Below are 22,104 nucleotides of genomic sequence, written 5' to 3' on the forward strand. Positions count from 1 at the left end.
TGGAGGAAGGTGACCTTCGCTTCCGGGTGGACTGCTTATGAAGCGATTGTCTGGGCGCTGGAGCCGGATGTGACTCTTCAAGACAATTTATTCTATAAATAAAAAAGGTCCCTCTCCTTTCCTCAGGAGGGGGACCTTTTTGAGGAGGACAGGAATGGATTCCGTAAAATACCAGGTGTAAAATAGGAACGTATGTGCTATTATAAGAACAAACGTTCGTTTGTAAGGGGGATTACTTATGGATCATCGTGATCGAGGCACGATTAAATGGACCTCGCTGATGCTGCCGGAGCACGTAGAAATGATAAAAAAGGTGTGGAAGGAGGATGAACGGGTAGAAAAAGGGATATTGGATGAACAAAAGGCAGCAGAGATTGATTTTGTGCTGCAAAGAGCGGTGCATGACCAATTGACTGTGGACCTTAAGTTCCATAATAGTTTCGATTATGAAACGAGGCGGCTGAAAATTGAAAGCGTGAATAAGAGGGAACGCAAAATAAAAGCATGGGATGTGGACGAGAAAGATATGGTGTTATTTTCGCTTGAAGAGATTACCGACATTACGATTGTGTAAGCGTTTATCAATCGTTCACAAAACGTTCAAAAACTTTTGATGCCGCGAATCTTGACTAATGCTCAAAGAGAGTAATATATTTATTAATACATGGGATATACATGTATGCTAGGACAAAGAAAGCGACCGGTCAAATGCCGGTCGTTTTCTTTGTTTTTTTATTTATTTATCATTTTTTCTTTTTATCTTTTATATCTCAGTTTTAAATTCTTATTTTCTTTTTTCTCTGTGTACCGGGTACACAAAGGTAGAAAGAGTGTACCCGGTACATCAACTTCATTGGAACCAGTCCACGATGCTTTTGTACCATGGGTCATTTTCGAGTTCTTCTTCGATTTTTTCTATGTCGGAGTCTTCTTCTTCGCATGTTTCTCTCGGGACGTCTTTTTTCTTCACATAGACGAGCCGCTCTTCAGGACAAGCGGGGCCGGAGAGTTTGCCGGATTCAGGGTTAATGTAGACGCCCCTTAATCCGCGTGGCGGTTTAAAAGCTGAAGCGGGTACATCGTCATGAATCTTTTCCATCGTATTCGCCCACAGCTCTTTGGAATACTGCTGATCTCTTGGCTGAGTCATGCTGCGGTTATCGTCATAGCCGCTCCATACACCCATTACGTAATCAGGGCTGAAGCCGATCATCCAGCTGTCTGAATCTGTCGTACCTGATTTACCGCCGTAGGTCCGGGACAGCTGATCTGCAATGCTAGAGCCTGTGACACTTGTGTATCCGTTTAAGGAGGAATCGAAAATCCCCGTCATCATATGAGTGACAGAAAAAGCAGCTTGTTGATCTATCTTAAGCTTTTCACCTGGGGTCTCCTCATCTACTTCATACAAAACGTTTTCACGGTGATCCGTAATTTTTGTAATCGTATGCTTCTCTGCTTCAGGCGAACCACTGGTTAACTTGGAATAACCATTCACCATATCGTAAAGTGATATGGATGGAGTGCCCAGTGCCAGCGAAGGAACAGCCGGCAGGTCTTCCTTAATTCCGAAATCACGTAACGTTTCTGCCATCTTCTTCGGTCCGATCTCCAGGTTGGTTTGAACCGCATAGATATTGTCTGAGAGGGCAAGTGCCTGTGCCATTGTTATTTCGTCATCGGCATAATAATTGTTGTAGTTGCTCGGTGAATAAACTTCTCCATTCTCTAATTCGAAGCTGGTCGGCTTACTTTCCTGCATCGTTAACGGAGAGTAGCCTTCTTTTAATGCTGCATAATATAGGAACGGTTTAATCGTACTGCCGACCATTCGCTTCGCTTGAGTCGCGCGGTTAAACGAACTTCCACTGTAATCGCGTCCACCGGCCATCGCCGTTACAGCACCCGATTCACTGTCCATTACGACCGCAGCGGTCTCGATTTCAGAGGCACTGTCAAACTCTTCGTCAAGCGCAGCTTCAAGCTCTTTTTGATGGACCGGATTTAACGTCGTATAAATATGGAATCCGCCCGATTCAACGGCTTCTACTTCAACGTCCAGAAGCCTTGCCGCTTCGCGCACGACTTCATCCTGAAAATAAGGACCGACGGCTTTCGCTTCCTCAGCTGAGTGATCATAATAATCGAGCGAAGCTGTGACTGCTTCATTTTTCTCGGAACTCGTAATAAACTCAAGGTCGTTCATCCGATTCAAAATGCGCTCCTGTCTTAACTCAGCATTCTCCTCGTCTGCGAGAGGGGAGTAATAAGTTGGCCCCTTAGGAACTCCGGCGAGCATCGTAGCCTCCGCCAATGATAAATCGCCAGCCTTTTTGTTGAAAAAATATTGACTGGCAGATTCAACCCCGTAAGCTCCGTGGCCATAGTAAATCGTATTGAGGTAGCCTTCGAGAATCTCATCCTTGTCGTAGAAGATTTCAAGACGAATGGCATAAAAGGCTTCCTTCAGTTTCCGTGTCCACGTTTTTTCATGCGATAAATAAAGGTTCCTCGCAAACTGCTGTGTAATCGTGCTTGCCCCCTCTGCCATTTCCATCGTCTTTAAATCGGTTAACGCAGCTGAAGCAATTCTTTTAAAGTCAAAGCCATAATGATTGTAAAAGCGGTGATCCTCAATCGCGAGGGTGGCATCAATGACCTCTTCAGGTATCTCCTCAAGACTGATCCACTTACGGCTGGCCCCTACATCATACCCTTCCATAACCTCGCCGTCCGCTAAATAGTATGTCGTGTTGTGCGGAGTCGAGAGGGAGGGAGGACCGAGTACAATCGCATAAGCCATAAGACCAAGCACACCAATAATCCCCAGTAACCCTAAAGTGAAAAAAGCTTTAAAGCCGCGTCGCACCCACTTCCATGATAAACGTATAAATAATAGCATTCTCTCAATCTCCCACCTGTTTAATTGCTATTATTATGGGAAAACCAAGTATAAATTAAACATTTTCTTGCTTTTTCCACAGATTCCTCTATAATTTCATTGTTTACAGGTAGTGAAAGGAGAATCATACATGAGTACATGGTTTACAGAAAAACAAACCGAACACTTCGGCATTACAGCTAGAGTGAAGCGGTCTTTGCATAAAGAAAAAACAGATTTTCAGGAGCTTGAGATGCTTGAAACTGAAGAATGGGGCAATATGCTCGTTCTTGATGACATGGTCATGACGACGGAAAAAGATGAATTCGTCTACCACGAAATGCTGGCCCACGTTCCGTTATTTACCCACCCGAGTCCGAAGAAGGTTCTTGTTGTAGGCGGGGGAGACGGCGGTGTAATCCGTGAAGTGTTGAAGCACGAAAGCGTCGAAAAAGCAGTTCTCGTTGAGATTGACGGCAAAGTGATTGAGTATTCAAAGCAGTACCTGCCTGCGATTGCAGGCACGCTCGAAGATCCGCGCGTAGAGGTTAAAGTCGATGACGGCTTCATGCACATTGCGGAGAGTGAGCGTGAATATGACGTCATTATGGTTGATTCAACTGAACCTGTGGGGCCCGCCGTCAACCTTTTTACAAAAGGCTTTTACGAAGGAATTGCGAAAGCCCTGAAAGAAGACGGGATCTTTGTCGCACAGACTGACAACCCATGGTTTAAAGCAGACCTGATCCGCCAGGTGTGCGCCGATGTAAAAGAAACATTTCCGATTACGAAAGTGTACACGGCGAACATTCCAACTTATCCAAGCGGGCTGTGGACGTTCACCATGGGAAGTAAAATTTATGACCCAGTGCAAGTCCCGGCAGACCGTTTTACCGAAATTGATACTAAGTATTATACTGCCGAGCTGCACAGCGCTTCATTTGTGCTGCCAAAGTTTGTAAAAGAGCTGACTGAATAGCAATAAAAAGAGCAATGGGTGCTGCTCACAGCATAGTGAGTGAGCAAAATGATGTCTTTCAAAATACAGAAAGAGAGTCATTGAGTATACTTTGCAATACAGAAAGAGAGCAATTGGGTACCAGGTACCGATTAGACTAAAAAGCATTCTGTAGCCATAAAAGATTAATCGGTACCTGGTACCCTGAGCACAGCACCCAGCAACAGCACTACCTTGAGCACACCAGCTTGCATAAACTGATACACCTTAAAGGAGGCCGAACCAATGCCCCATTATTTCGACGAAGCTTACTCAGGCAAGGTCTTCATTATGAGCCGTGCCACAGAAGAAGAGGCCCGGGCCGTCATTTATGGCATGCCGATGGATTATACCGTCAGCTTCCGCCCAGGCTCACGCTTCGGCCCGAACCGTATCCGCGAAGCGTCGATCGGACTGGAAGAATACAGCCCGTATCTCGACCGCCACCTTGAGAAAGTCGCCTATCACGATGCCGGCGATCTTATGTTTCCATTCGGAAACGCACAGAAAAGTCTGGACATTATAGAGGACTATGCGAAAGAGCTTTTTAAAAAAGGAAAGTTTCCGATCGGGCTCGGCGGAGAGCATCTCGTCAGCTGGCCGGTCATCAGGGCGTGTCACGAATCGCTGTCAAACCTGAAGATTATTCATATTGATGCCCATGCCGACCTGAGGGAGGAGTACGAGGGGGAAGTTCTTTCCCATTCGACGCCGATCAGAAAAGCGTGTGAGCTGCTTGGCCCGGAGAATGTGTACTCCTTTGGAATTCGTTCCGGCATGCGGGAGGAATTTCAGTACGCGGATGAAAGCGGCATGCATATGTACCGCTACGACGTGCTTGAGCCGCTTAAGAGCGTTTTACCGGATCTTGCCGGTGAGAATGTGTACGTGACGATAGACATTGACGTACTTGATCCAGCTTACGCCCCGGGAACAGGCACAGCAGAAGCTGGAGGGATTTCTTCCAAAGAATTACTTGCTTCGATTCATGCTATCGCTGATTCCGGTGTCAACGTTGTCGGCTGTGATCTTGTGGAAGTGGCACCGGCGTATGACCCTTCCGAACAGACAGCGATCGCTGCCAGTAAATTCATTAGGGAAATGCTTTTAGGTTTTGTGAGATAGATGATAAAATAATTGTAATCCGTTACAACTGTGTAGCGGGTTTTTCTTTTTGAGAAGAGATACAAATAAAGGGGATATGGCTATAATGAATAAAAAAATCATTGCTTTTACATTGGTTTATGCCGTTATTATGGCAGCACTGCTGTTTATAACGTTGAATTATAATTGGAATCCTTCCGGGTATTCGTATGAGAGCGACGGATCGACCGTTGTTATTAAAGAAGGGCTCGGTCAAAATGAAGCAGCAGAGTTAGATATAGCTGAGAACATGTCAGAAATTCTACTATTGCAGACAGCCATTCAAAATGTGGAGAGCCACTGGCAGGTAGACTTAGTTGTCATTTCACTGTTTTTTCCGCTGATTTTATTTTCTGTTTTCAAAGAAACACAGCCATTTAAAGAGCAGCTTCCTCATAATTGGTTCGTTTGGATCACAATCGGTATTATTGCTATCTACGCTGTAGCTACTGTCCCATCGTATATTGGAGAAATTCAATCCGTGCATGAACGGGTAAATGCACTTATAAAGTAGACAAGGCTTGAGTTTTCGGTTGTGAATTCTTATAATGTAAAGGTTAAGGATGTACGCGAAAAAGCAAGGAGCGATACAATGTCAGCTAAAGAGGTGCGCGTAAAGCTTGTGACTGAGATCCGTGATGACGACCGTAAAGAAGAGATGTCATTGTCTGAGCCGGGTCAGTTTTTCTCACGCGGGGAAACGGAAGTCGTGAAGTTCACAGAAACTCCTGAAGAAGGCGAACCCATTCATACAATGGTTACGATCAAACCCGGTCATGTCAGCATTAAACGGACAGGCGGAGTGGATATGCGCCAGGTGTTTCAGAAAAAGGCGGAAACGGAAAATATTTACCACCACACGTATGGTGATTTTCATATGAAGACATTTACCGATCAAATCGAGTACCGTTCGATAACGGCTGGAGATCGTGGACGATTGTTTATTAGCTATCAAATGACGCTGAATCATGAAGTGACGCAGCGTCATCGGTTGACGTTACTTTTTGAGGAGGAAAGCGAATGAATATTGTAGAGCAGACGGAACAGAAGCTGAAGGATGAAATCATACGGGCTGTAAAGGCTGCAGAACTGGCGGCAGACGAAGAAATGCCGGAGGTCGTACTCGAGCAGCCGAAAGATAAGTCTCACGGCGATTATGCGACGAATATGGCTATGCAGCTGGCAAGAGTGGCGAAAAAGAACCCGCGCCAAATTGCAGCAGAGCTTGTGGAGCAGTTTGACCGTTCGGAAGCATCGATTGAAAAAATTGAGATCGCCGGGCCGGGATTTATTAATTTTTATATGAACAATGAGTACTTAACGGATCTCGTGCCCTCGATTCTTGAAGCAGGAGAGGCTTATGGGCGTACGGACACAGGGAATGGCCATAAGGTTCAAGTGGAGTTCGTTTCTGCAAACCCTACAGGCACCCTTCATTTAGGCCATGCGCGCGGAGCAGCTGTTGGTGATTCATTGTGCAACGTGTTGGATGCAGCTGGATATGAAGTGTCTCGTGAGTATTATATTAATGATGCCGGAAATCAGATGGCGAACCTTGCACTGTCTGTGGAGGCGCGTTATATGCAGGCACTTGGTAAAGAGTGGGGCATGCCTGAAGACGGCTACCACGGTAAGGATATTATTGAGCTTGGCGAAAAGCTTGCCGGGGAAGACGGTGATAAGTGGGCGGATACCCCTGAAGAAGAGCGTCTTGAATTTTTCCGTTCCTACGGCCTGAAGTTTGAATTAGATAAAATAAAGAACGACTTAGAAGAGTTTCGTGTTCCTTTTGATGAGTGGTTCTCGGAGACCTCTCTTTATGAAGGAGATAAAATTAAAGACGCCCTCCAAGTATTAAAGGACAAGAATTTTGTGTACGAGAAGGATGACGCGACCTGGTTTGAAACGACGAAGTTCGGCGACGATAAAGACCGTGTATTAATTAAAAATGACGGCACCTATACGTATTTAACACCAGATATCGCGTACCACAAAAACAAGCTTGACCGCGGATTTGATACGTTAATTAATATTTGGGGAGCCGACCACCACGGCTATATCCCCCGTATGAGCGCGGCGATCCAGGCACTTGGCTACAGTAAAGAAACGCTGGAAGTCGAGATCATTCAAATGGTGAATCTGTTCCAGGACGGAGAGAAAGTGAAGATGAGTAAGCGTACAGGGAAAGCCGTTACCCTGCGGGAGCTGATGGAAGAGGTAGGGATTGATGCCATGCGTTATTTCTTCTCCATGCGTTCAAGTGATTCCCACCTGGATTTTGACATGGACTTAGCCCGTTCAGAATCCAACGAAAACCCTGTGTACTATGTTCAGTATGCTCACGCCCGCATTTGCACAATGCTCACACAGGCGATCGACAAAGGATTATCTGCAGGACAATTTGACGGCAGCCACCTGTCTTCTGAAAAAGAAGAAGCCTTGCTCAAACGCTTAGGGGAGTTTCCACAAATTGTGGCCGATGCAGCAGAAAAACGCACGCCTCACCGCGTGACGCAGTATGCATTTGATCTTGCATCCAACCTGCACAGCTTTTACAACGCTGAAAAAGTACTCGACCCGGACAACAAAGAACGAACGGTCGCCCGCGTAGCACTGATGAAAGCCGTAAGAAACACCCTGCAGAATGCCCTGCACCTAATCGGAGTTTCCGCACCAGAAAAAATGTAACAAGAAAAGCGAAAAGGGGCGTTAAGGCCTGGCACGCATATGCAAAACCATGCAGTGGCGGTGTATGCCACGAAATGGGATTGCATATGACGCGAAGGCCTGCCCCTTGGAGCTGGACAAAAGAAAAGCGAAAAGGGGCGTTAAGGCCTGGTCAGAGGAAGTTCGACTAAGGTCGCCACGTCCTGTGGCAACATCGAACTGACCCCTATCCTGGGCGCACTGAGGCTGATGAATAAGCTCGGATGGATAGTAGACATGGTATCTCATGGTTCCTCCATTTGAATCTAAAGAAAAAGCGCAGCTTGGCGTAGTGATCTATTATCAAAAAAGGGTTTTAGGAAACGTAGACACTCCTACGGGAGAGACGACGTTTCCTAAAACCCTTTCCTTTTCTTCATCTAAGCAAGGGTTACAATTTCAAGATTAAAATATAAGAGAAATCATGGTTTCTCAACAAGCTGAAAAGCTTATCAACATAAAATAGGTGAGACGGTTTTTTCATTCATCTAAAATAACCAATTGGGTATAGTAAAGACAAGGGGGCGAAAGCATGAAAGAAATTGGGTTGGCACTAGCTGCAGGCTTTATTGTAGGAGCGGTATTTGCTATATTCAGGCTCCCAATTCCTGCCCCTCCTGCGCTCGCAGGAATAGCAGGAATTGTTGGTATTTATTTAGGCTTTAAATTTATCGCATGGGTGGCTCCAATGGTTGCTTCCGTTTTTAATTAAGGTTTTATGTCAATGTTTCTGTTAATAGTCAGGTGAAAACGAAGTAACTCCCCTTAATTAAAGAAGAGGGCGGAACAGCTTAGCAATTTGTTCATTGATTTTGATCGACAAGGATCGGTTGGCAATCCATTCTTCATTTAATAACAATGCTTCTTCCGTATCGCCCAAATACGCTTGCCGAAGGTCTTCTACAAATTCATCTTCATAAATGTACATGTTGACTTCTTTGTTTAAGAACATGCTGCGCCGATCGAAATTGGCTGTTCCTAAGTAGGCAAAGGTACGGTCGACGATCATTACTTTAGCGTGGTAAAATCCTCCGTCAAAAAAGCTGATGCTCCCGCCGTGGCGAAACAGTTCATACATAAACGGGAGCCCGGCTTCTTTAACTAAAGGGTGGTCGGGCTTCATCGGGATCATGACGTGAACCTTTACTCCCCGGTCAATGGCTTCCTTAAGGGCGGCCAGGAGCATTTTAGTTGGGATAAAATAAGGAGTACCTATTAAAATCTCCATTCTTGCATTCTGGATCATTTCAAACAAGTCATCCTCAAGCTCCCCACCATCAGTTGCTACGATACGTACGGTATGCTCTTCATCTTTGTTACGAATGAAGGGTTCATCCACTTCCTTTGTCGCCAATCCCCAGTCATCTAAAAAAGTACGCTGCAGGTCAGATACAACAGGTCCAGTCAAACGAAGGTGATAGTCACGCCAATCCTGGAAATAAGAGCTTTCCCCCATATAGACCCGGCCTATATTATAGCCGCCGACGTATCCGATTTTACCGTCAATAACGGCGATTTTCCGATGATTTCTCCGGTTGAATTTGTAAAAAAAGTACGGAAATCGGGGTGTTTCAGCGAATTGAAACTGGACGCCTGCCTCTCTTAATTCCCGGCGCTCTTTTTTATTAATCTGGTAACTTCCCAGACGATCGCCCAGCAGCCGCACTTCCACTCCTTCTTTCGCTTTTTTCTTCAATGACTCAAGCAGCATACGTCCGGCTTTATCAATATTGATGACATAAAAAAACACATCGACGTGATGCTTCGCGTTAGCGATGTCCTGACATAAATCTTCATATAGGGGGGAGCCGTTTTTGTAAAGCTGGTAATTCCCTGTCGTAATATCGAATGGAAGGAAACGCTGTTTTGCTAAATGGTCTCTTCTTCCTAATTTAAAATCGATAATCGCTAATATAATGATAGAAATAATGACAATAAACACAGTTAGTAGAATCATGACTAATCTCCTTCCTCGATTCCTTAGTAAGTATTCCCTATTATTACAGCTATTGAACATGAAAAATTTCGGAAATATATTGACTGAATGCTCATTCATAATTTATAGTAAAGCTATACGATTCAGAAAATTAGCAGTTTCTGGTCTAACAACGAAGAGGGGGAGAACATATGAATCCGTTGTTGATCGCCAATTGGTTACTATTTCTTGGGGTTACAGCCTACGGTTTATACTTATTTGTTCGGGTTGTGCGGACTCGAGTGGAATACATCAAGCTCGGACGCAAATTTGAATTTGACGGGGAAATAAAGGACCGTCTTAATCGAGTATGGGTGAATGTGTTCGGTCAGAAGAAATTGTTAAAGGATAAGAAATCCGGCATTATTCATGTTATGTTTTTTTATGGCTTTATTCTCGTGCAATTTGGAGCGGTTGATTTTATTTGGAAAGGGCTTGCCCCTGATTCGCACCTGCCGCTCGGCCCGTTCTATCCCGGGTTTACTTTTTTCCAGGAGATTGTCACACTAACGATTATTGTTGCTGTAATTTGGGCATTTCACCGCCGCTACGTTGAAAAGCTTGTTCGTCTGAAGCGGGGATTTAAAGCGGGGTTAGTGCTGATCTTTATTGGAGGGCTGATGGCTTCCGTTCTCATCGGTAATGGGATGGGCATCATTTGGCATGGTCATGAACCAACCTGGACAGAACCTATTGCGAGCTTAATTGCAAGCGCTTTCGGATGGCTGCCGGCTGCTGTTGCTGCTACTGTGTTTTTCGTGATGTGGTGGATTCACACGTTGATTTTACTAACCTTCCTCGTGTATGTGCCGCAGTCCAAGCACGCTCATTTAATTGCAGCTCCTGTTAATACGTTTTTGAGTCGGCAGGATCCTCCCGGCAAACTGAAGAAAATTGATTTTGAAATCGATGAAGAAGCCGATGAAGAAGATGTATCGTTCGGTGTCGGTAAGATTGAAGATTTTAACCAGCTGCAGATGATCGACTTTTATGCCTGTGTAGAATGCGGACGCTGTACAAATGTCTGTCCAGCTTCAGGATCGGGAAAAATGCTCTCTCCAATGGATTTGATCGTTAAATTACGTGATCATTTAACGGAAAAAGGAGCAGCAGTGACAGCTCAGGCGCCGTGGGTGCCGGCTTATGCATTTTCGAATACAGAAGGTAATACACTGGCGCAGATGGCGCAGACACACGGGTCTGAGGAAGCAGCAGCCAGTATCGATGCGGTTCAGAATAAGAGTTTGATTGGTGATGTCATTACGGAGGAAGAACTTTGGGCATGTACGACGTGCCGTAACTGTGAAGATGCTTGTCCCGTTATGAACGAGCATGTAGATAAAATTGTAGATTTACGCCGCTATCTCGTGCTGACCGAAGGCAAGATGGATCCGGACGGCCAGCGCGCGATTATGAACATTGAACGCCAGGGGAACCCGTGGGGACTTTCCAAGAAGGATCGGGAGAACTGGCGCGATGCGGAGGACGTACACATTCCAACAGTGAAAGAATTGAAGAAATCAGAAGAAGAGTTTGAATATTTATTCTGGGTCAGCTCGATGGGATCGTATGATAACCGCAGCCAGAAGATCGCTATGGCTTTTGCGAAACTGATGAATAAAGCTGGCATTAAATTTGCGATTCTAGGGAACAAAGAACAGAATTCGGGCGATACCGCGCGCCGTATGGGTAATGAGTTTTTATTCCAGGAGCTTGCGGAAAAAAATATTAAAGAATTTGAGAAAAACGATGTGAAGAAGATCATAACGATCGATCCGCATGCTTATAACATTTTTAAAAATGAATACCCTGATTTAGGCTTTGAAGCTGAGGTCTTTCACCATACGGAAATGCTGGCGGAGTGGCTGAAGGATGGCCGGTTAAAGCCGGAAGCAGAGGTGAACGAAACGATTACCTATCACGACAGCTGCTACCTCGGGCGCTACAATGAAGTGTACCAGCCGCCTCGTGATGTTCTTGAAATGATTCCAGGCGTCAAAGTCGTTGAAATGAAGCGGAATCGTTCTAACGGTATGTGCTGTGGTGCCGGCGGCGGTATGATGTGGATGGAAGAAAAGTCCGGAAACCGCATGAATGTAGCTCGTACAGAGCAGGCGTTAGAAGTGGAACCGACGATGATTTCAAGCGGATGTCCTTTCTGTTTAACGATGCTTTCAGATGGCACGAAAGCGAAGGAAGTCGAAGAGAAGGTCAGTACGATGGATATCGCAGAGATTCTGGCCGCCTCAATTTTTCCCGAAAAAGTAGAAAAGACAGCGTAATCAGCTTTCGCTGAGTTTTTGGAAATGGAAGCGAAAACTAAATGAGGATTAGCAAATAATGGTGGAAAGTGTACAGAATTTTTTGTACACTTTCCTTATGAGAGTAAATTGAGCGAGCGTTCAATCGCCGTTAAATGAAAGCGTTAACAATTATAGAGGAGGAACGATAAGATGCGTAAAACAGTAATTGTAGCAGGAGCGAGAACACCTTTTGGGAAGTTTGGCGGAGGGCTTGCGCCTTTAACAGCTGCACAGCTTGGCGGCATTGCCATTAAAGAAACATTAAAGCGTTCAGGAATCCAGGCGGAGGACGTCAATGAAGTCATTATGGGAACCGTATTGCAGGGCGGACAGGGTCAGCTCCCTTCACGCCAGGCTGCAAGAGAAGCGGGCATTCCGTGGGACGTAAAGACAGAGACGGTCAACAAAGTATGTGCTTCTGGTATGCGGAGTGTAACGATGGGTGATCAGTTTATTCGTCTTGGAGAGGAAGAAATCATCGTCGCGGGCGGGATGGAAAGTATGAGCAATGCACCGTATTTTATGCCTAAAGCCCGCTGGGGTCTGCGTATGGGTGATGCTGCGGTTAAAGATATGATGGTCCATGACGGGCTGACGTGTGCATTTGAAAATGTGCATATGGGTAATTACGGAAGCCGCACTGCTGCTGAGTTTGAGCTGACTCGTGAGGAGCAGGACGAGTGGTCGTACCAGAGTCATCAGCGTGCCGGCGCAGCTATTACAGAAGGAAAATTAGCGGAAGAAATCGTTCCAGTAGAAGTGCCGCAGCGTAAAGGAGAACCGGTCGTTATTGAAAACGATGAAGCTCCACGTAGCAATACGACTGTGGAATCTCTTGCTAAGCTGAAGCCGGTATTTGATCCTAACGGGACAATTACGGCAGGTAACGCTCCGGGCGTCAACGATGGCGCGGCGGCTATGCTGCTCATGTCTGATGAAAAAGCATCAGAAATCGGCGTAACCCCGCTTGCTACGATTATTGCTCACGAAGAAATTGCTGTCGAAGCACAGGACTTCCCGCAAACTCCAGGTCTCGTTATTAACAAGCTGCTTAAGAAAACAGGAATGGCACTCGAAGATATCGACCTGTTCGAAGTCAATGAAGCATTCGCGGCTGTATCGCTGGCAAGCGGCAGAATCGCTGGTCTTGAGCCGGAGAAAGTCAATGTTAATGGAGGGGCTGTAGCCCTCGGCCACCCGATCGGAGCAAGCGGTGCCCGTATTATTTTAACCCTCGCTCATGAATTGAAACGCCGGGGCGGAGGACTGGGTATAGCTTCTATTTGTTCCGGCGGAGGACAGGGAGATGCCGTACTTATTGAAGTAGCAGGAGGTCAGGACTAATGGCAATCAAGCAGGTAATGGTCATTGGTGCGGGTCAGATGGGTGCGGGTATTGCTCAGGTATTTGCACAGTCCGGACTTCGAGTGAAATTAAATGATTTAAACGAAGAAGCCTTACATAAAGGAGTAGAGGGGATAAAGAAACGTCTCCATAAAGCAGTAGAAAAAGAGAAAATGACTGAGAGCGAGAAACAGCAGGTGCTAGAGAATTTAGAAGCTGCCACTGATCTCCGTGCCGCTTCCGAATGCGATCTAATCATTGAAGCGGTCGTAGAAAAAATGGAAGTTAAAACAAAGGTTTTTCAAAGCTTAGATGCTGTTGCGCCGGATCACGCGATTTTAGCGTCCAACACATCTTCACTGCCAATAACAGAGATTGCCGCAGTAACGAATCGTCCTTCGCAGGTGATCGGTATGCACTTTATGAATCCTGTGCCAGTTATGAAGCTGGTGGAGGTGATTCGCGCACTGCAGACTAGCGACGAAACGTTTGAAGCGATAAAGCAGATGACGGAGAAGCTCAACAAGACTCCTGTGGAGGTTAATGATTTTCCTGGATTCGTATCAAACCGGATTTTAATGCCGATGATTAACGAAGCGATTTATACCGTTTATGAAGGAGTGTCTTCAGTAGAGGATGTCGACAAAGTCATGAAGCTCGGTATGAACCATCCGATGGGCCCGCTCACATTAGCTGATTTTATTGGTTTGGATACATGTTTATCGATTATGGAAGTGCTTCATGAAGGTTTCGGGGACAGTAAATACCGTCCCTGCCCGCTGCTTAGGCAGTACGTGAAAGCCGGCTGGCTTGGGAAGAAGTCCGGCCGCGGATTCTACAGCTATGAATAACAGGTGAGGGAGAGAACGAAATGGACCTACAGTTTACGGATGAGCAGCTGATGCTGCAAAAAATGGTTCGTGATTTTACCGAGAAAGAAGTGGCGCCTGCCATTGAGCGGATGGAGCGTGAGGATCGGTTTCCGATAGAACTTGTGCGGCGGATGGGGGAGCTCGGCTTAATGGGAATTCCTATACCTGAACAGTACGGCGGGGCTGAAATGGATTATACCTCCTATGTCATGGCGATCCATGAAATTTCCAAGGTGAGTGCCACGCTGGGCGTGATCTTATCTGTTCATACTTCAGTCGGTACGAACCCAATTCTTTATTTCGGCACGGAGGAACAGAAGCAGAAATACATTCCGAAGCTCGCTTCAGGGGAGTATCTGGGAGCTTTTGCTTTAACCGAACCGAGTGCAGGGTCTGACGCCGGCAGTTTAAAAACCAGAGCGGATAAGCAGGGTGACGAATACATTTTAAATGGTGAAAAGATATTCATAACCAACGGAGGCGCGGCCGATACGTTCATCGTGTTTGCCCGTACGAACCGGGACGAGAAGCGGGGCCGGGGTGTGAGTGCTTTTATTATTGAGAAGAATACCCCCGGCTTTACGATCGGAAAAGCAGAAAGAAAAATGGGAATGCACGGATCGAGCACCGTATCGTTGAGCTTTGATCAGTGTAAAGTACCTGCCTCCCAGCTGCTTGGAGCTGAAGGAGAAGGATTTAAAATCGCCCTGGCCAACTTAAATACAGGACGGATCGGCATTGCAGCCCAGTCGCTCGGCATCGGGGAAGCGGCGCTAGAGCACGCCGTGGCCTATGCGAAGGAGCGGGAGCAGTTTGGCAGACCCATCGCCCAGCATCAAGGGATTTCTTTTAAACTCGCAGATATGGCGACGAACGTTGAAGCGGCTAAGCTGTTAGTTTATCAGGCAGCTTCTCTGCAGGGTGCCGGCAGGCCGTGCGGAAAAGAAGCGTCGATGGCGAAATTGTTTGCCTCGCAGACCGCTATGGATGCATCAATTGAGGCGGTTCAGGTGCACGGCGGCTACGGATACACTGAAGATTATGCTGTTGAAAGGCTGTTTCGGGATGCCAAGGTATGTCAAATCTACGAAGGCACAAGTGAAATACAAAGAATTGTCATCAGTAATCATCTAACGAAAGATTAGGAGGAACGACGGATGAATTTTTCATTAACAGAAGAGCAGGAAATGCTGCGAAAGATGGTTCGTGATTTTGCGAAGAAAGAAGTGGAGCCGACTGCAGCGGAACGTGATGAAGAAGAGCGGTTTGATCGAGAAATATTTGATAAAATGGCGGCGCTTGGGCTCACCGGAGTTCCCTGGCCGGAAGAATACGGTGGAATTGGATCGGATTTCGTCAGCTACGTGATCGCGGTTGAAGAGCTGTCCCGAGTGTGTGCTTCCACAGGTGTAACACTGTCGGCCCATATATCACTGGCAAGCTGGCCGATTTATAAATTTGGGACTGAACAACAAAAGAAAACATTTCTTGCTCAATTAGCGAGTGGAGAGAAGCTGGGGGCTTATGCGTTATCAGAGCCGGGTGCGGGAAGTGACGTTTCCTCGATGCGTACACAGGCGAAGCTCGACGGGGATCATTACGTACTAAACGGCAGTAAAGTATGGATTACGAACGGCGGCGTCGGTGATCTTTACGTTGTATTTGCGAAGACGAACCCGGAAGCGGGAAGCCGTGGTATAAGTGCATTTATCGTGGAGAAAGGCACGCCGGGCTTTACGTTTGGCAAAAAAGAAAAGAAGCTTGGGATCCGCTCCTCTCCAACAACTGAGCTCATCTTTGATAATTGCCGCATTCCTAAAGAAAACCTGCTCGGGGATGAAGGTCAGGGCTTTAAGATCGCCATGATGACACTCGACGGCGGGCGTAACGGGATTGCTGCTCAAGCCTTAGGAATCGCTCAAGGAGCTCTTGATGAGTCGGTTAACTATGCAAAGGAAAGGGAACAGTTTGGTAAACCGATCGCTCAGCACCAGGGAGTGTCGTTTAAGCTGGCCGATATGGCCACAGAAATCGAAGCAGCCCGTCTGTTAACCTATCAGGCGGCCTGCCTAGAATCAGAAGGCAAGCCGTACGCGAAGGCTTCTGCAATGGCAAAGCTTTATGCTGGAGATGCGGCCATGCGGATTACGGTTGAAGCCGTACAGGTTCACGGCGGCTATGGCTATACGAAGGATTATCCAGTGGAACGATACATGCGTGATGCGAAAATCACACAGATTTACGAAGGAACGAATGAAATTCAGCGCCTCGTCATTGGACGAATGGTGACGAGTTAACCGAGAGGAGGCCCGGTCGTGCATTCATTAGCCGAAAAAATACAGCAGCAGGACATGCGGGCCCTCGCTCGTGCGATTTCCTTAATCGAAAACGATGATCCGGAAAAACTCGATCTTATGAGTGACATTTTTTCGATTCAGAAGAAAGCTCATCATATCGGGATTACCGGGTCCCCCGGCGCCGGTAAAAGCTCGCTGATCAACCGGCTGCTTACTTACCTGCGTGGAAAGGGTTTAACGGTTGCTGTGATTGCCGTGGATCCGACGAGTCCGTTCAGCGGCGGGTCGCTGCTCGGGGATCGGACGCGGATGAACCAGCACTTCCTGGATCCAGGTATTTTTATTCGAAGCATGGCTACGCGCGGAAGCTTAGGGGGTCTGGCCCGGGCTACGAAAGACGCCATCCGCGTGTGTGATGCCTACGGATTTGACATAATTTTAGTGGAAACGGTCGGAGTCGGTCAGTCCGAGCTTGATGTAATGAAGGTCGTTGACACTACAGGGCTCGTCCTTACGCCGAACAGCGGTGATGTGCTCCAGATTTTTAAAGCAGGGATTATGGAAATAGCCGATCTGTTCATAATTAACAAAGCCGATTTACCTGGAGTTGTCCGGCTTAAAGCGACTCTTGAGGAATATATGATGATTGCACAGCCGAAGGGGTGGTCTCCGCTCATCGTTAAAACGATCTCTACCGAAAACAAAGGCATGGAGGAGCTGTGGAAAGGTATAGAGCAGCACAAAAGCTATCTATTTGAAACCAGGCAGGGGGAAGAACGCCGCTTAAAGCAGCTTGAGCTTGAAGTCTATGAGCTGATCCGGGAAGAGATCTGGCGCGATGTCGAAAGACGCGTTCAATCTGATCAAAGTAAGGTTGAACAGCTTCGGGATCCAGAAGCCGATCCTTATCAATTAGCCCGGGAGTGGTATGGAGTATGGAAGGGTGATTCATAATGGAGAAAAAACAAGTACCTTCGACAATTAAAGATGAAGCACTTGTAGAGAAACGCCGGCGCCAGATGGTCAAAGGCGCGGTGGCCCTGTTTACAGAGAAAGGCTTTCATAGAACGACAACCCGTGAAATCGCAAAGGCTTCAGGGTTCAGCATCGGAACCTTATATGAATATATCCGGACAAAGGACGATGTGCTGTTTCTCGTCTGCGATTCGATTTACGAGCGGGTGAAGGATCGTATGGAGGGGGTCATTAACCAGGAGGAGAAAAGCATCGCAAACCTCGTTCATGCGATACGCGCTTATTTTACTCTTATGCATGACATGCAGGGCGAAGTTCTCGTTATGTACCAGGAGGTGAAGTCGCTCTCGAAGGACGCGCAGGATTACGTGCTTCAGAAAGAGCGCGATATGGTTGCAATGCTTGAAACGGTCATTAGAAACAGCCTTCCTTTTTCCATATCAGAAGAACAAGTCACGTTGATTGCTAATAATATTTTTGTACAGGGACAAATGTGGGGCTTCAGGCGCTGGATTCTTCAGCGTACATTTACATTAGAAACGTATACGGAGCAGCAGATCAAGCTGCTGCTGCAAGGATTAAAGGTAGAGGAAAAAGAATTAACCTAAAGGGGAGGACATGGTATGGAAAAGCCAAATGTCTATCAGTCAAAGCATCCGATCCGCTTTGTGACGGCATCGAGCTTATTTGACGGTCACGATGCTTCGATTAACATAATGCGCCGCATTCTGCAGTTTACAGGAGCAGAGGTCATTCATCTCGGACATAACCGTTCGGTGGAGGAAGTAGTCAATGCAGCGATTCAAGAAGATGTACAGGGGATTGCGATTTCATCTTATCAAGGCGGTCACGTTGAGTATTTCAAGTATATGGTTGATCTGCTCCGCGAAAAAGGAGCAGGACATATCCGTGTCTATGGAGGCGGCGGAGGGGTGATTATCCCCCGTGAAATTAAAGAGCTCCATGAATACGGGGTCGCGCGCGTTTTCTCACCGGAGGACGGACGCGAGCGTGGACTTCAGGGCATGATCAACATGATGATGGAAGAGTGCGATTTTCTTCCGCCGCTTCAAAATGTAGAAGAAGCGGTTTCAAGTTTGACAAAAGGAGACCACCAGTCGATTGCCCGGTTTATTACGTATGTAGAGAATAACCCGAAGGAAGAGCGGGAAGCCGTCGCTACTTTTGAAAGCGCTTTAGAGAAATCGGTGGAACGTAAAATCCCGGTGCTTGGGATTACAGGAACGGGCGGCGCCGGTAAAAGCTCTTTAACGGATGAGTTGATCCGCCGGTTTGTAAACGAAATTCCGGAGAAAAAGATTGGCATTCTATCTGTTGATCCGACGAAAAAGAAAACAGGCGGCGCACTGCTTGGCGACCGGATCCGCATGAATGCCATATTTAATCCGCGTGTTTACATGCGTTCGCTGGCTACGCGGGAAGCCCGGTCGGAGCTGTCTTCCGCCGTTGAAGAATCGATTCAAGTGATGAAAGCGTCAGGGATGGATTTTATTATCGTAGAAACGAGTGGAATCGGGCAGGGAGACGCAGCGGTTACAGATGTGACGGACCTTTCCATGTACGTCATGACAGCTGAGTTTGGTGCCCCGTCTCAGCTCGAAAAAATCGACATGATAGACTATGCCGATTTTATCGTTATTAATAAATTTGAGCAAAAAGGGTCAGAGGACGCTTTAAATCAGGTGCGCAAACAATATGAGCGCAGCCATATGCTGTTTCATGCGGATACCTCTCAGTTTCCGGTGTACGGGACGATCGCCAGTCAGTTTAATGACCCCGGCACGAATACCCTTTTTGCCGGTATTGTTGATAAGCTGAATGAAGACTACGGATGGCAGGATGTAACGTCGCTTGAGCGCGTGGATAAGGTGGAGAAGCAGAACGTCATTATTCCTAACGACCGCAAACAATATTTGCTTGATATTTCGCTCGCTGTCCGTGACTATCATAAACACTCGGATAATCAGGCGGACGAGGCAAGAAAGCTGTACCAATTAAAAGGGACCTCCGCCCTTCTTGAAGACGAGGAACAAAAAGAAAGCATCGAGCGGCTGATTGAGGATTATGAAGAGAAGCTTGACCGCGAATCTGCTGCGCTGTTAAACGAATGGGATGATCTGCACGAGCGATACAGCGGCGATACGTACACGTATAAAGTCCGCGGTAAAGAAATTAAGTTGGATATTACAACGGAGAGTCTGTCTGGATTGAAAATTCCTAAAGTGGCGCTCCCTGACTATCACGACTGGGGCGACAGGCTGCTCTGGCTTATGCAGGAGAACGTGCCCGGCGCGTTTCCATTTACAACAGGTGTCTTTCCGTTTAAGCGGAAAGGTGAGGATCCAAAGCGCCAGTTTGCCGGAGAGGGAACGCCGGAGCGTACGAACCGACGCTTTCACTATTTATCAGAGGGCGACGAAGCGAAGCGCTTAAGCACCGCATTTGACTCGGTAACCCTTTACGGGGAGGATCCCGATGAACGCCCTGATATTTATGGGAAAGTCGGGGAGAGCGGTGTGAATATTTGTACACTTGAGGATATGAAAAAGCTGTATTCCGGCTTTGACCTCATCGATCCGACAACCTCCGTTTCCATGACGATTAACGGACCTGCTCCAATCATTCTGGCAATGTTTTTTAATACAGCAATCGATCAGCAGCTCCACAAATTTAAAGAAGAAAACGGCCGTGAGCCGAATTTGGATGAGGCAGCTCAAATTAAGGAAGACACGATTAAAGTTGTACGCGGTACCGTGCAGGCAGACATATTAAAAGAAGACCAGGGTCAGAACACGTGTATTTTCTCTACAGAATTTGCCCTGCGTATGATGGGGGACATTCAGCAGTATTTTATTGATTATGAAGTCCGCAATTACTACTCGGTATCGATTTCGGGCTACCACATCGCTGAAGCCGGTGCGAACCCAATCACCCAGCTTGCATTTACGCTGGCCAACGGATTTACGTACGTGGAATATTATTTAAGCCGTGGTATGGATATTAACAAATTCGCGCCGAACCTGTCGTTCTTTTTCTCGAATGGCCTTGATCCAGAATATACAGTACTCGGCCGCGTGGCGCGCCGCATCTGGGCAATCGTTATGAAGAATAAATACGGTGCCAACGAGCGCAGCCAGAAGCTGAAGTATCACATTCAGACATCCGGCCGCTCCTTGCACGCACAGGAAATCGACTTTAACGACATCCGTACGACGTTGCAGGCGCTAATCGCCATTCAGGATAACTGTAACTCGCTGCATACGAACTCTTATGACGAAGCGATCACCACGCCTACTCAGGAATCCGTTCGGCGTGCGATGGCGATTCAGATGATTATCAGCAAAGAGTTCGGTTTGACGAAAAACGAAAATTCCCTGCAGGGCTCCTACATTATCCGCGAGCTGACCGACCTCGTCGAAGAAGCCGTCCTGCAGGAGTTTGAGAGAATTAATGACCGCGGCGGGGTGTTAGGTGCAATGGAGCGTCAATACCAGCGTGGGAAAATTCAAGAAGAATCCTTATATTATGAGGGTAAGAAGCATTCAGGAGAACTGCCGATTATCGGTGTCAATACGTACTTGAATCCGAACCCGCCATCTGAAGAGGAGATCGACTCGATGGAGCTGGCCCGTGCTTCTAAAGAAGAAAAAGAGCACCAGATTAAAGAACTGCGCAGCTTTCACAGTGCACATGATTCTGAAGCCGACGCTGCCCTGAAGCGGCTGCAGCAGACCGCAAGCGGCGGAGGGAATGTTTTTGCTGAACTAATGGAGACAGTCAAAGTCGCCAGTCTCGGCCAGATTACCAATGCTTTATACGAAGTAGGCGGCCAATACCGCCGCAATATGTAACCCAATGAAGCCCGCCGCCTTATACGGACGGCGGGTTTTTTATGGGCTGTTTCCAGAACAGGGTAGAAAAAGCTTCTTGAAAATTTTTATGGAGAAAGGGGGAAGGAAAAAGGGTCGCTTTCCGCGGGGCATCACGGAAAGCGAGTTGTTTCCTGAAACCCTTTTCTCTCCATAATGAGCAGAACGACTTTTTTCTTAATAAAGGAAATGAAAAACGAGCTCCATTAGGGGAAGCTCGCTTAGTGACTGCCGCCGACTGAATCATCATCGTGGGCCTGGTTAATATCTACCATATAAGGTTGTTTCTTTCCGTACCATTCGTACGTTACTTCATAGTCCTCGTCTTCTTCAAGCACCATCCATAAGCTCTCGTCCTCTACGACGATCTCTTCACCATCAATGGTGACATAGTAGCCTTCGTCATCGTGACTTTTCTCTTCCAGTGTAGCTTCCGTCACATGTTCCTCGTAAATATAACCGAAGCTCATATAAAGCCATATGCAGACAGCGATGATAAGTACAGAGCCAGCGATCCAATTAAAGGGGTGTGATTTTAACATTGTTCGACTCTCCTTTTTGCACATGCTGCTATTATTTTACGCTAAAATTCGATCAAGACCAAACAAGATTATCTATTCTTTTTAGAAAGATTGATTTTTGTCAAAGCTAACCATATAATGAGGGGTATGATTATATGTCATTCGTCTGCCTATTGCTTGCATTTGAATGATTAAAGGAG

Annotated in this window: 18 protein-coding genes; 15 read left to right on the forward strand and 3 right to left on the reverse strand. The window is 46.8% G+C overall.

Annotated features, from left to right (window positions below):
- The first annotated feature begins 238 nt into the window (after window positions 1–238).
- Entirely contained in the window at window positions 239–574 is a 336-nt protein-coding gene (locus tag LF822_RS11335; protein WP_253924135.1) for a YolD-like family protein, read from the forward strand.
- Window positions 575–850: 276 nt separating this feature from the next.
- Here LF822_RS11335 and LF822_RS11340 read toward each other — a convergent pair whose 3' ends face one another.
- Window positions 851–2,902, reverse strand: a complete 2,052-nt coding sequence (locus tag LF822_RS11340; protein ID WP_253924136.1) for a transglycosylase domain-containing protein — start codon at window positions 2,900–2,902, stop codon at window positions 851–853.
- Window positions 2,903–3,032: 130 nt separating this feature from the next.
- Here LF822_RS11340 and speE point away from each other — a divergent pair, with 130 nt between their 5' ends.
- The 6 genes from speE (at window position 3,033) to LF822_RS11370 (ending at window position 8,439) form a co-directional block, all read left to right on the forward strand.
- Window positions 3,033–3,860: a spermidine synthase gene (gene speE, locus LF822_RS11345; protein WP_253924137.1), complete on the forward strand. Its 828-nt coding sequence runs from the start codon at window positions 3,033–3,035 to the stop codon at window positions 3,858–3,860.
- A gap of 264 nt (window positions 3,861–4,124) precedes the next feature.
- Window positions 4,125–5,003 carry an agmatinase gene (speB, locus tag LF822_RS11350; RefSeq protein WP_253924138.1) on the forward strand — a complete coding sequence of 293 codons (879 nt, stop codon included), beginning with the start codon at window positions 4,125–4,127 and terminating at the stop codon, window positions 5,001–5,003.
- A gap of 85 nt (window positions 5,004–5,088) precedes the next feature.
- A complete protein-coding gene (locus LF822_RS11355; protein ID WP_253924139.1) occupies window positions 5,089–5,535 on the forward strand; it encodes a hypothetical protein in 447 nt (148 codons plus the stop codon).
- Between the two features lie 78 nt (window positions 5,536–5,613).
- Window positions 5,614–6,045 (forward strand): YwiB family protein, encoded by a 432-nt coding sequence (locus LF822_RS11360; protein ID WP_253924140.1) that lies wholly within the window; start codon window positions 5,614–5,616, stop codon window positions 6,043–6,045.
- Window positions 6,042–7,709 (forward strand): arginine--tRNA ligase, encoded by a 1,668-nt coding sequence (gene argS, locus LF822_RS11365; RefSeq protein ID WP_253924141.1) that lies wholly within the window; start codon window positions 6,042–6,044, stop codon window positions 7,707–7,709. The genes LF822_RS11360 and argS overlap by 4 nt, the downstream gene beginning before the upstream one ends.
- 550 nt (window positions 7,710–8,259) lie before the next feature.
- Window positions 8,260–8,439 carry a XapX domain-containing protein gene (locus tag LF822_RS11370; RefSeq protein ID WP_253924142.1) on the forward strand — a complete coding sequence of 60 codons (180 nt, stop codon included), beginning with the start codon at window positions 8,260–8,262 and terminating at the stop codon, window positions 8,437–8,439.
- A gap of 57 nt (window positions 8,440–8,496) precedes the next feature.
- Here the strand turns inward: LF822_RS11370 and cls are convergent, their stop codons facing one another.
- Complete coding sequence (gene cls / locus LF822_RS11375) at window positions 8,497–9,684, reverse strand: cardiolipin synthase (protein ID WP_253924143.1); 1,188 nt, start codon at window positions 9,682–9,684, stop codon at window positions 8,497–8,499.
- Window positions 9,685–9,854: 170 nt separating this feature from the next.
- Between cls and LF822_RS11380 the strand changes: the two genes are divergently transcribed.
- From LF822_RS11380 to icmF, 8 genes are all read left to right on the forward strand, one after another.
- Entirely contained in the window at window positions 9,855–11,984 is a 2,130-nt protein-coding gene (locus LF822_RS11380) for a heterodisulfide reductase-related iron-sulfur binding cluster (protein ID WP_253924144.1), read from the forward strand.
- A gap of 171 nt (window positions 11,985–12,155) precedes the next feature.
- A complete protein-coding gene (locus LF822_RS11385) occupies window positions 12,156–13,349 on the forward strand; it encodes an acetyl-CoA C-acetyltransferase (protein ID WP_253924145.1) in 1,194 nt (397 codons plus the stop codon).
- Window positions 13,349–14,200, forward strand: a complete 852-nt coding sequence (locus LF822_RS11390) for a 3-hydroxybutyryl-CoA dehydrogenase (protein ID WP_253924146.1) — start codon at window positions 13,349–13,351, stop codon at window positions 14,198–14,200. The genes LF822_RS11385 and LF822_RS11390 overlap by 1 nt, the downstream gene beginning before the upstream one ends.
- 20 nt (window positions 14,201–14,220) lie before the next feature.
- Window positions 14,221–15,366 (forward strand): acyl-CoA dehydrogenase, encoded by a 1,146-nt coding sequence (locus tag LF822_RS11395; RefSeq protein WP_253924147.1) that lies wholly within the window; start codon window positions 14,221–14,223, stop codon window positions 15,364–15,366.
- Window positions 15,367–15,378: 12 nt separating this feature from the next.
- Window positions 15,379–16,518 (forward strand): acyl-CoA dehydrogenase, encoded by a 1,140-nt coding sequence (locus LF822_RS11400; RefSeq protein ID WP_253924148.1) that lies wholly within the window; start codon window positions 15,379–15,381, stop codon window positions 16,516–16,518.
- 18 nt (window positions 16,519–16,536) lie between these two features.
- Window positions 16,537–17,472: a methylmalonyl Co-A mutase-associated GTPase MeaB gene (gene meaB, locus LF822_RS11405; protein WP_253924149.1), complete on the forward strand. Its 936-nt coding sequence runs from the start codon at window positions 16,537–16,539 to the stop codon at window positions 17,470–17,472.
- The gene (locus LF822_RS11410; RefSeq protein WP_253924150.1) at window positions 17,472–18,101 is read left to right on the forward strand and encodes a TetR/AcrR family transcriptional regulator; all 630 of its coding nucleotides are present in this window, start codon (window positions 17,472–17,474) and stop codon (window positions 18,099–18,101) included. The genes meaB and LF822_RS11410 overlap by 1 nt, the downstream gene beginning before the upstream one ends.
- 15 nt (window positions 18,102–18,116) lie before the next feature.
- Window positions 18,117–21,365, forward strand: coding sequence for a fused isobutyryl-CoA mutase/GTPase IcmF (gene icmF, locus LF822_RS11415; protein ID WP_253924151.1), 3,249 nt, complete (start codon window positions 18,117–18,119; stop codon window positions 21,363–21,365).
- 239 nt (window positions 21,366–21,604) lie between these two features.
- Here icmF and LF822_RS11420 read toward each other — a convergent pair whose 3' ends face one another.
- On the reverse strand, window positions 21,605–21,925 hold the full coding sequence (locus LF822_RS11420; RefSeq protein ID WP_253924152.1) for a hypothetical protein: 321 nt from the start codon (window positions 21,923–21,925) through the stop codon (window positions 21,605–21,607).
- Window positions 21,926–22,104 lie beyond the last annotated feature (179 nt).

Source organism: Halobacillus sp. A5 (genome assembly GCF_024189315.1).
Taxonomy (GTDB): Bacteria; Bacillota; Bacilli; order Bacillales; family Halobacillaceae; genus Halobacillus_A.

Coding starts and splice junctions, on each gene's coding strand:
- LF822_RS11335 (WP_253924135.1), top strand. CDS start 239: ATGGATCATCGTGATCGAGGCACGATTAAATGGACCTCGCTGATGCTG.
- LF822_RS11340 (WP_253924136.1), bottom strand. CDS start 2,902: ATGCTATTATTTATACGTTTATCATGGAAGTGGGTGCGACGCGGCTTT.
- speE (WP_253924137.1), top strand. CDS start 3,033: ATGAGTACATGGTTTACAGAAAAACAAACCGAACACTTCGGCATTACA.
- speB (WP_253924138.1), top strand. CDS start 4,125: ATGCCCCATTATTTCGACGAAGCTTACTCAGGCAAGGTCTTCATTATG.
- LF822_RS11355 (WP_253924139.1), top strand. CDS start 5,089: ATGAATAAAAAAATCATTGCTTTTACATTGGTTTATGCCGTTATTATG.
- LF822_RS11360 (WP_253924140.1), top strand. CDS start 5,614: ATGTCAGCTAAAGAGGTGCGCGTAAAGCTTGTGACTGAGATCCGTGAT.
- argS (WP_253924141.1), top strand. CDS start 6,042: ATGAATATTGTAGAGCAGACGGAACAGAAGCTGAAGGATGAAATCATA.
- LF822_RS11370 (WP_253924142.1), top strand. CDS start 8,260: ATGAAAGAAATTGGGTTGGCACTAGCTGCAGGCTTTATTGTAGGAGCG.
- cls (WP_253924143.1), bottom strand. CDS start 9,684: ATGATTCTACTAACTGTGTTTATTGTCATTATTTCTATCATTATATTA.
- LF822_RS11380 (WP_253924144.1), top strand. CDS start 9,855: ATGAATCCGTTGTTGATCGCCAATTGGTTACTATTTCTTGGGGTTACA.
- LF822_RS11385 (WP_253924145.1), top strand. CDS start 12,156: ATGCGTAAAACAGTAATTGTAGCAGGAGCGAGAACACCTTTTGGGAAG.
- LF822_RS11390 (WP_253924146.1), top strand. CDS start 13,349: ATGGCAATCAAGCAGGTAATGGTCATTGGTGCGGGTCAGATGGGTGCG.
- LF822_RS11395 (WP_253924147.1), top strand. CDS start 14,221: ATGGACCTACAGTTTACGGATGAGCAGCTGATGCTGCAAAAAATGGTT.
- LF822_RS11400 (WP_253924148.1), top strand. CDS start 15,379: ATGAATTTTTCATTAACAGAAGAGCAGGAAATGCTGCGAAAGATGGTT.
- LF822_RS11410 (WP_253924150.1), top strand. CDS start 17,472: ATGGAGAAAAAACAAGTACCTTCGACAATTAAAGATGAAGCACTTGTA.
- icmF (WP_253924151.1), top strand. CDS start 18,117: ATGGAAAAGCCAAATGTCTATCAGTCAAAGCATCCGATCCGCTTTGTG.
- LF822_RS11420 (WP_253924152.1), bottom strand. CDS start 21,925: ATGTTAAAATCACACCCCTTTAATTGGATCGCTGGCTCTGTACTTATC.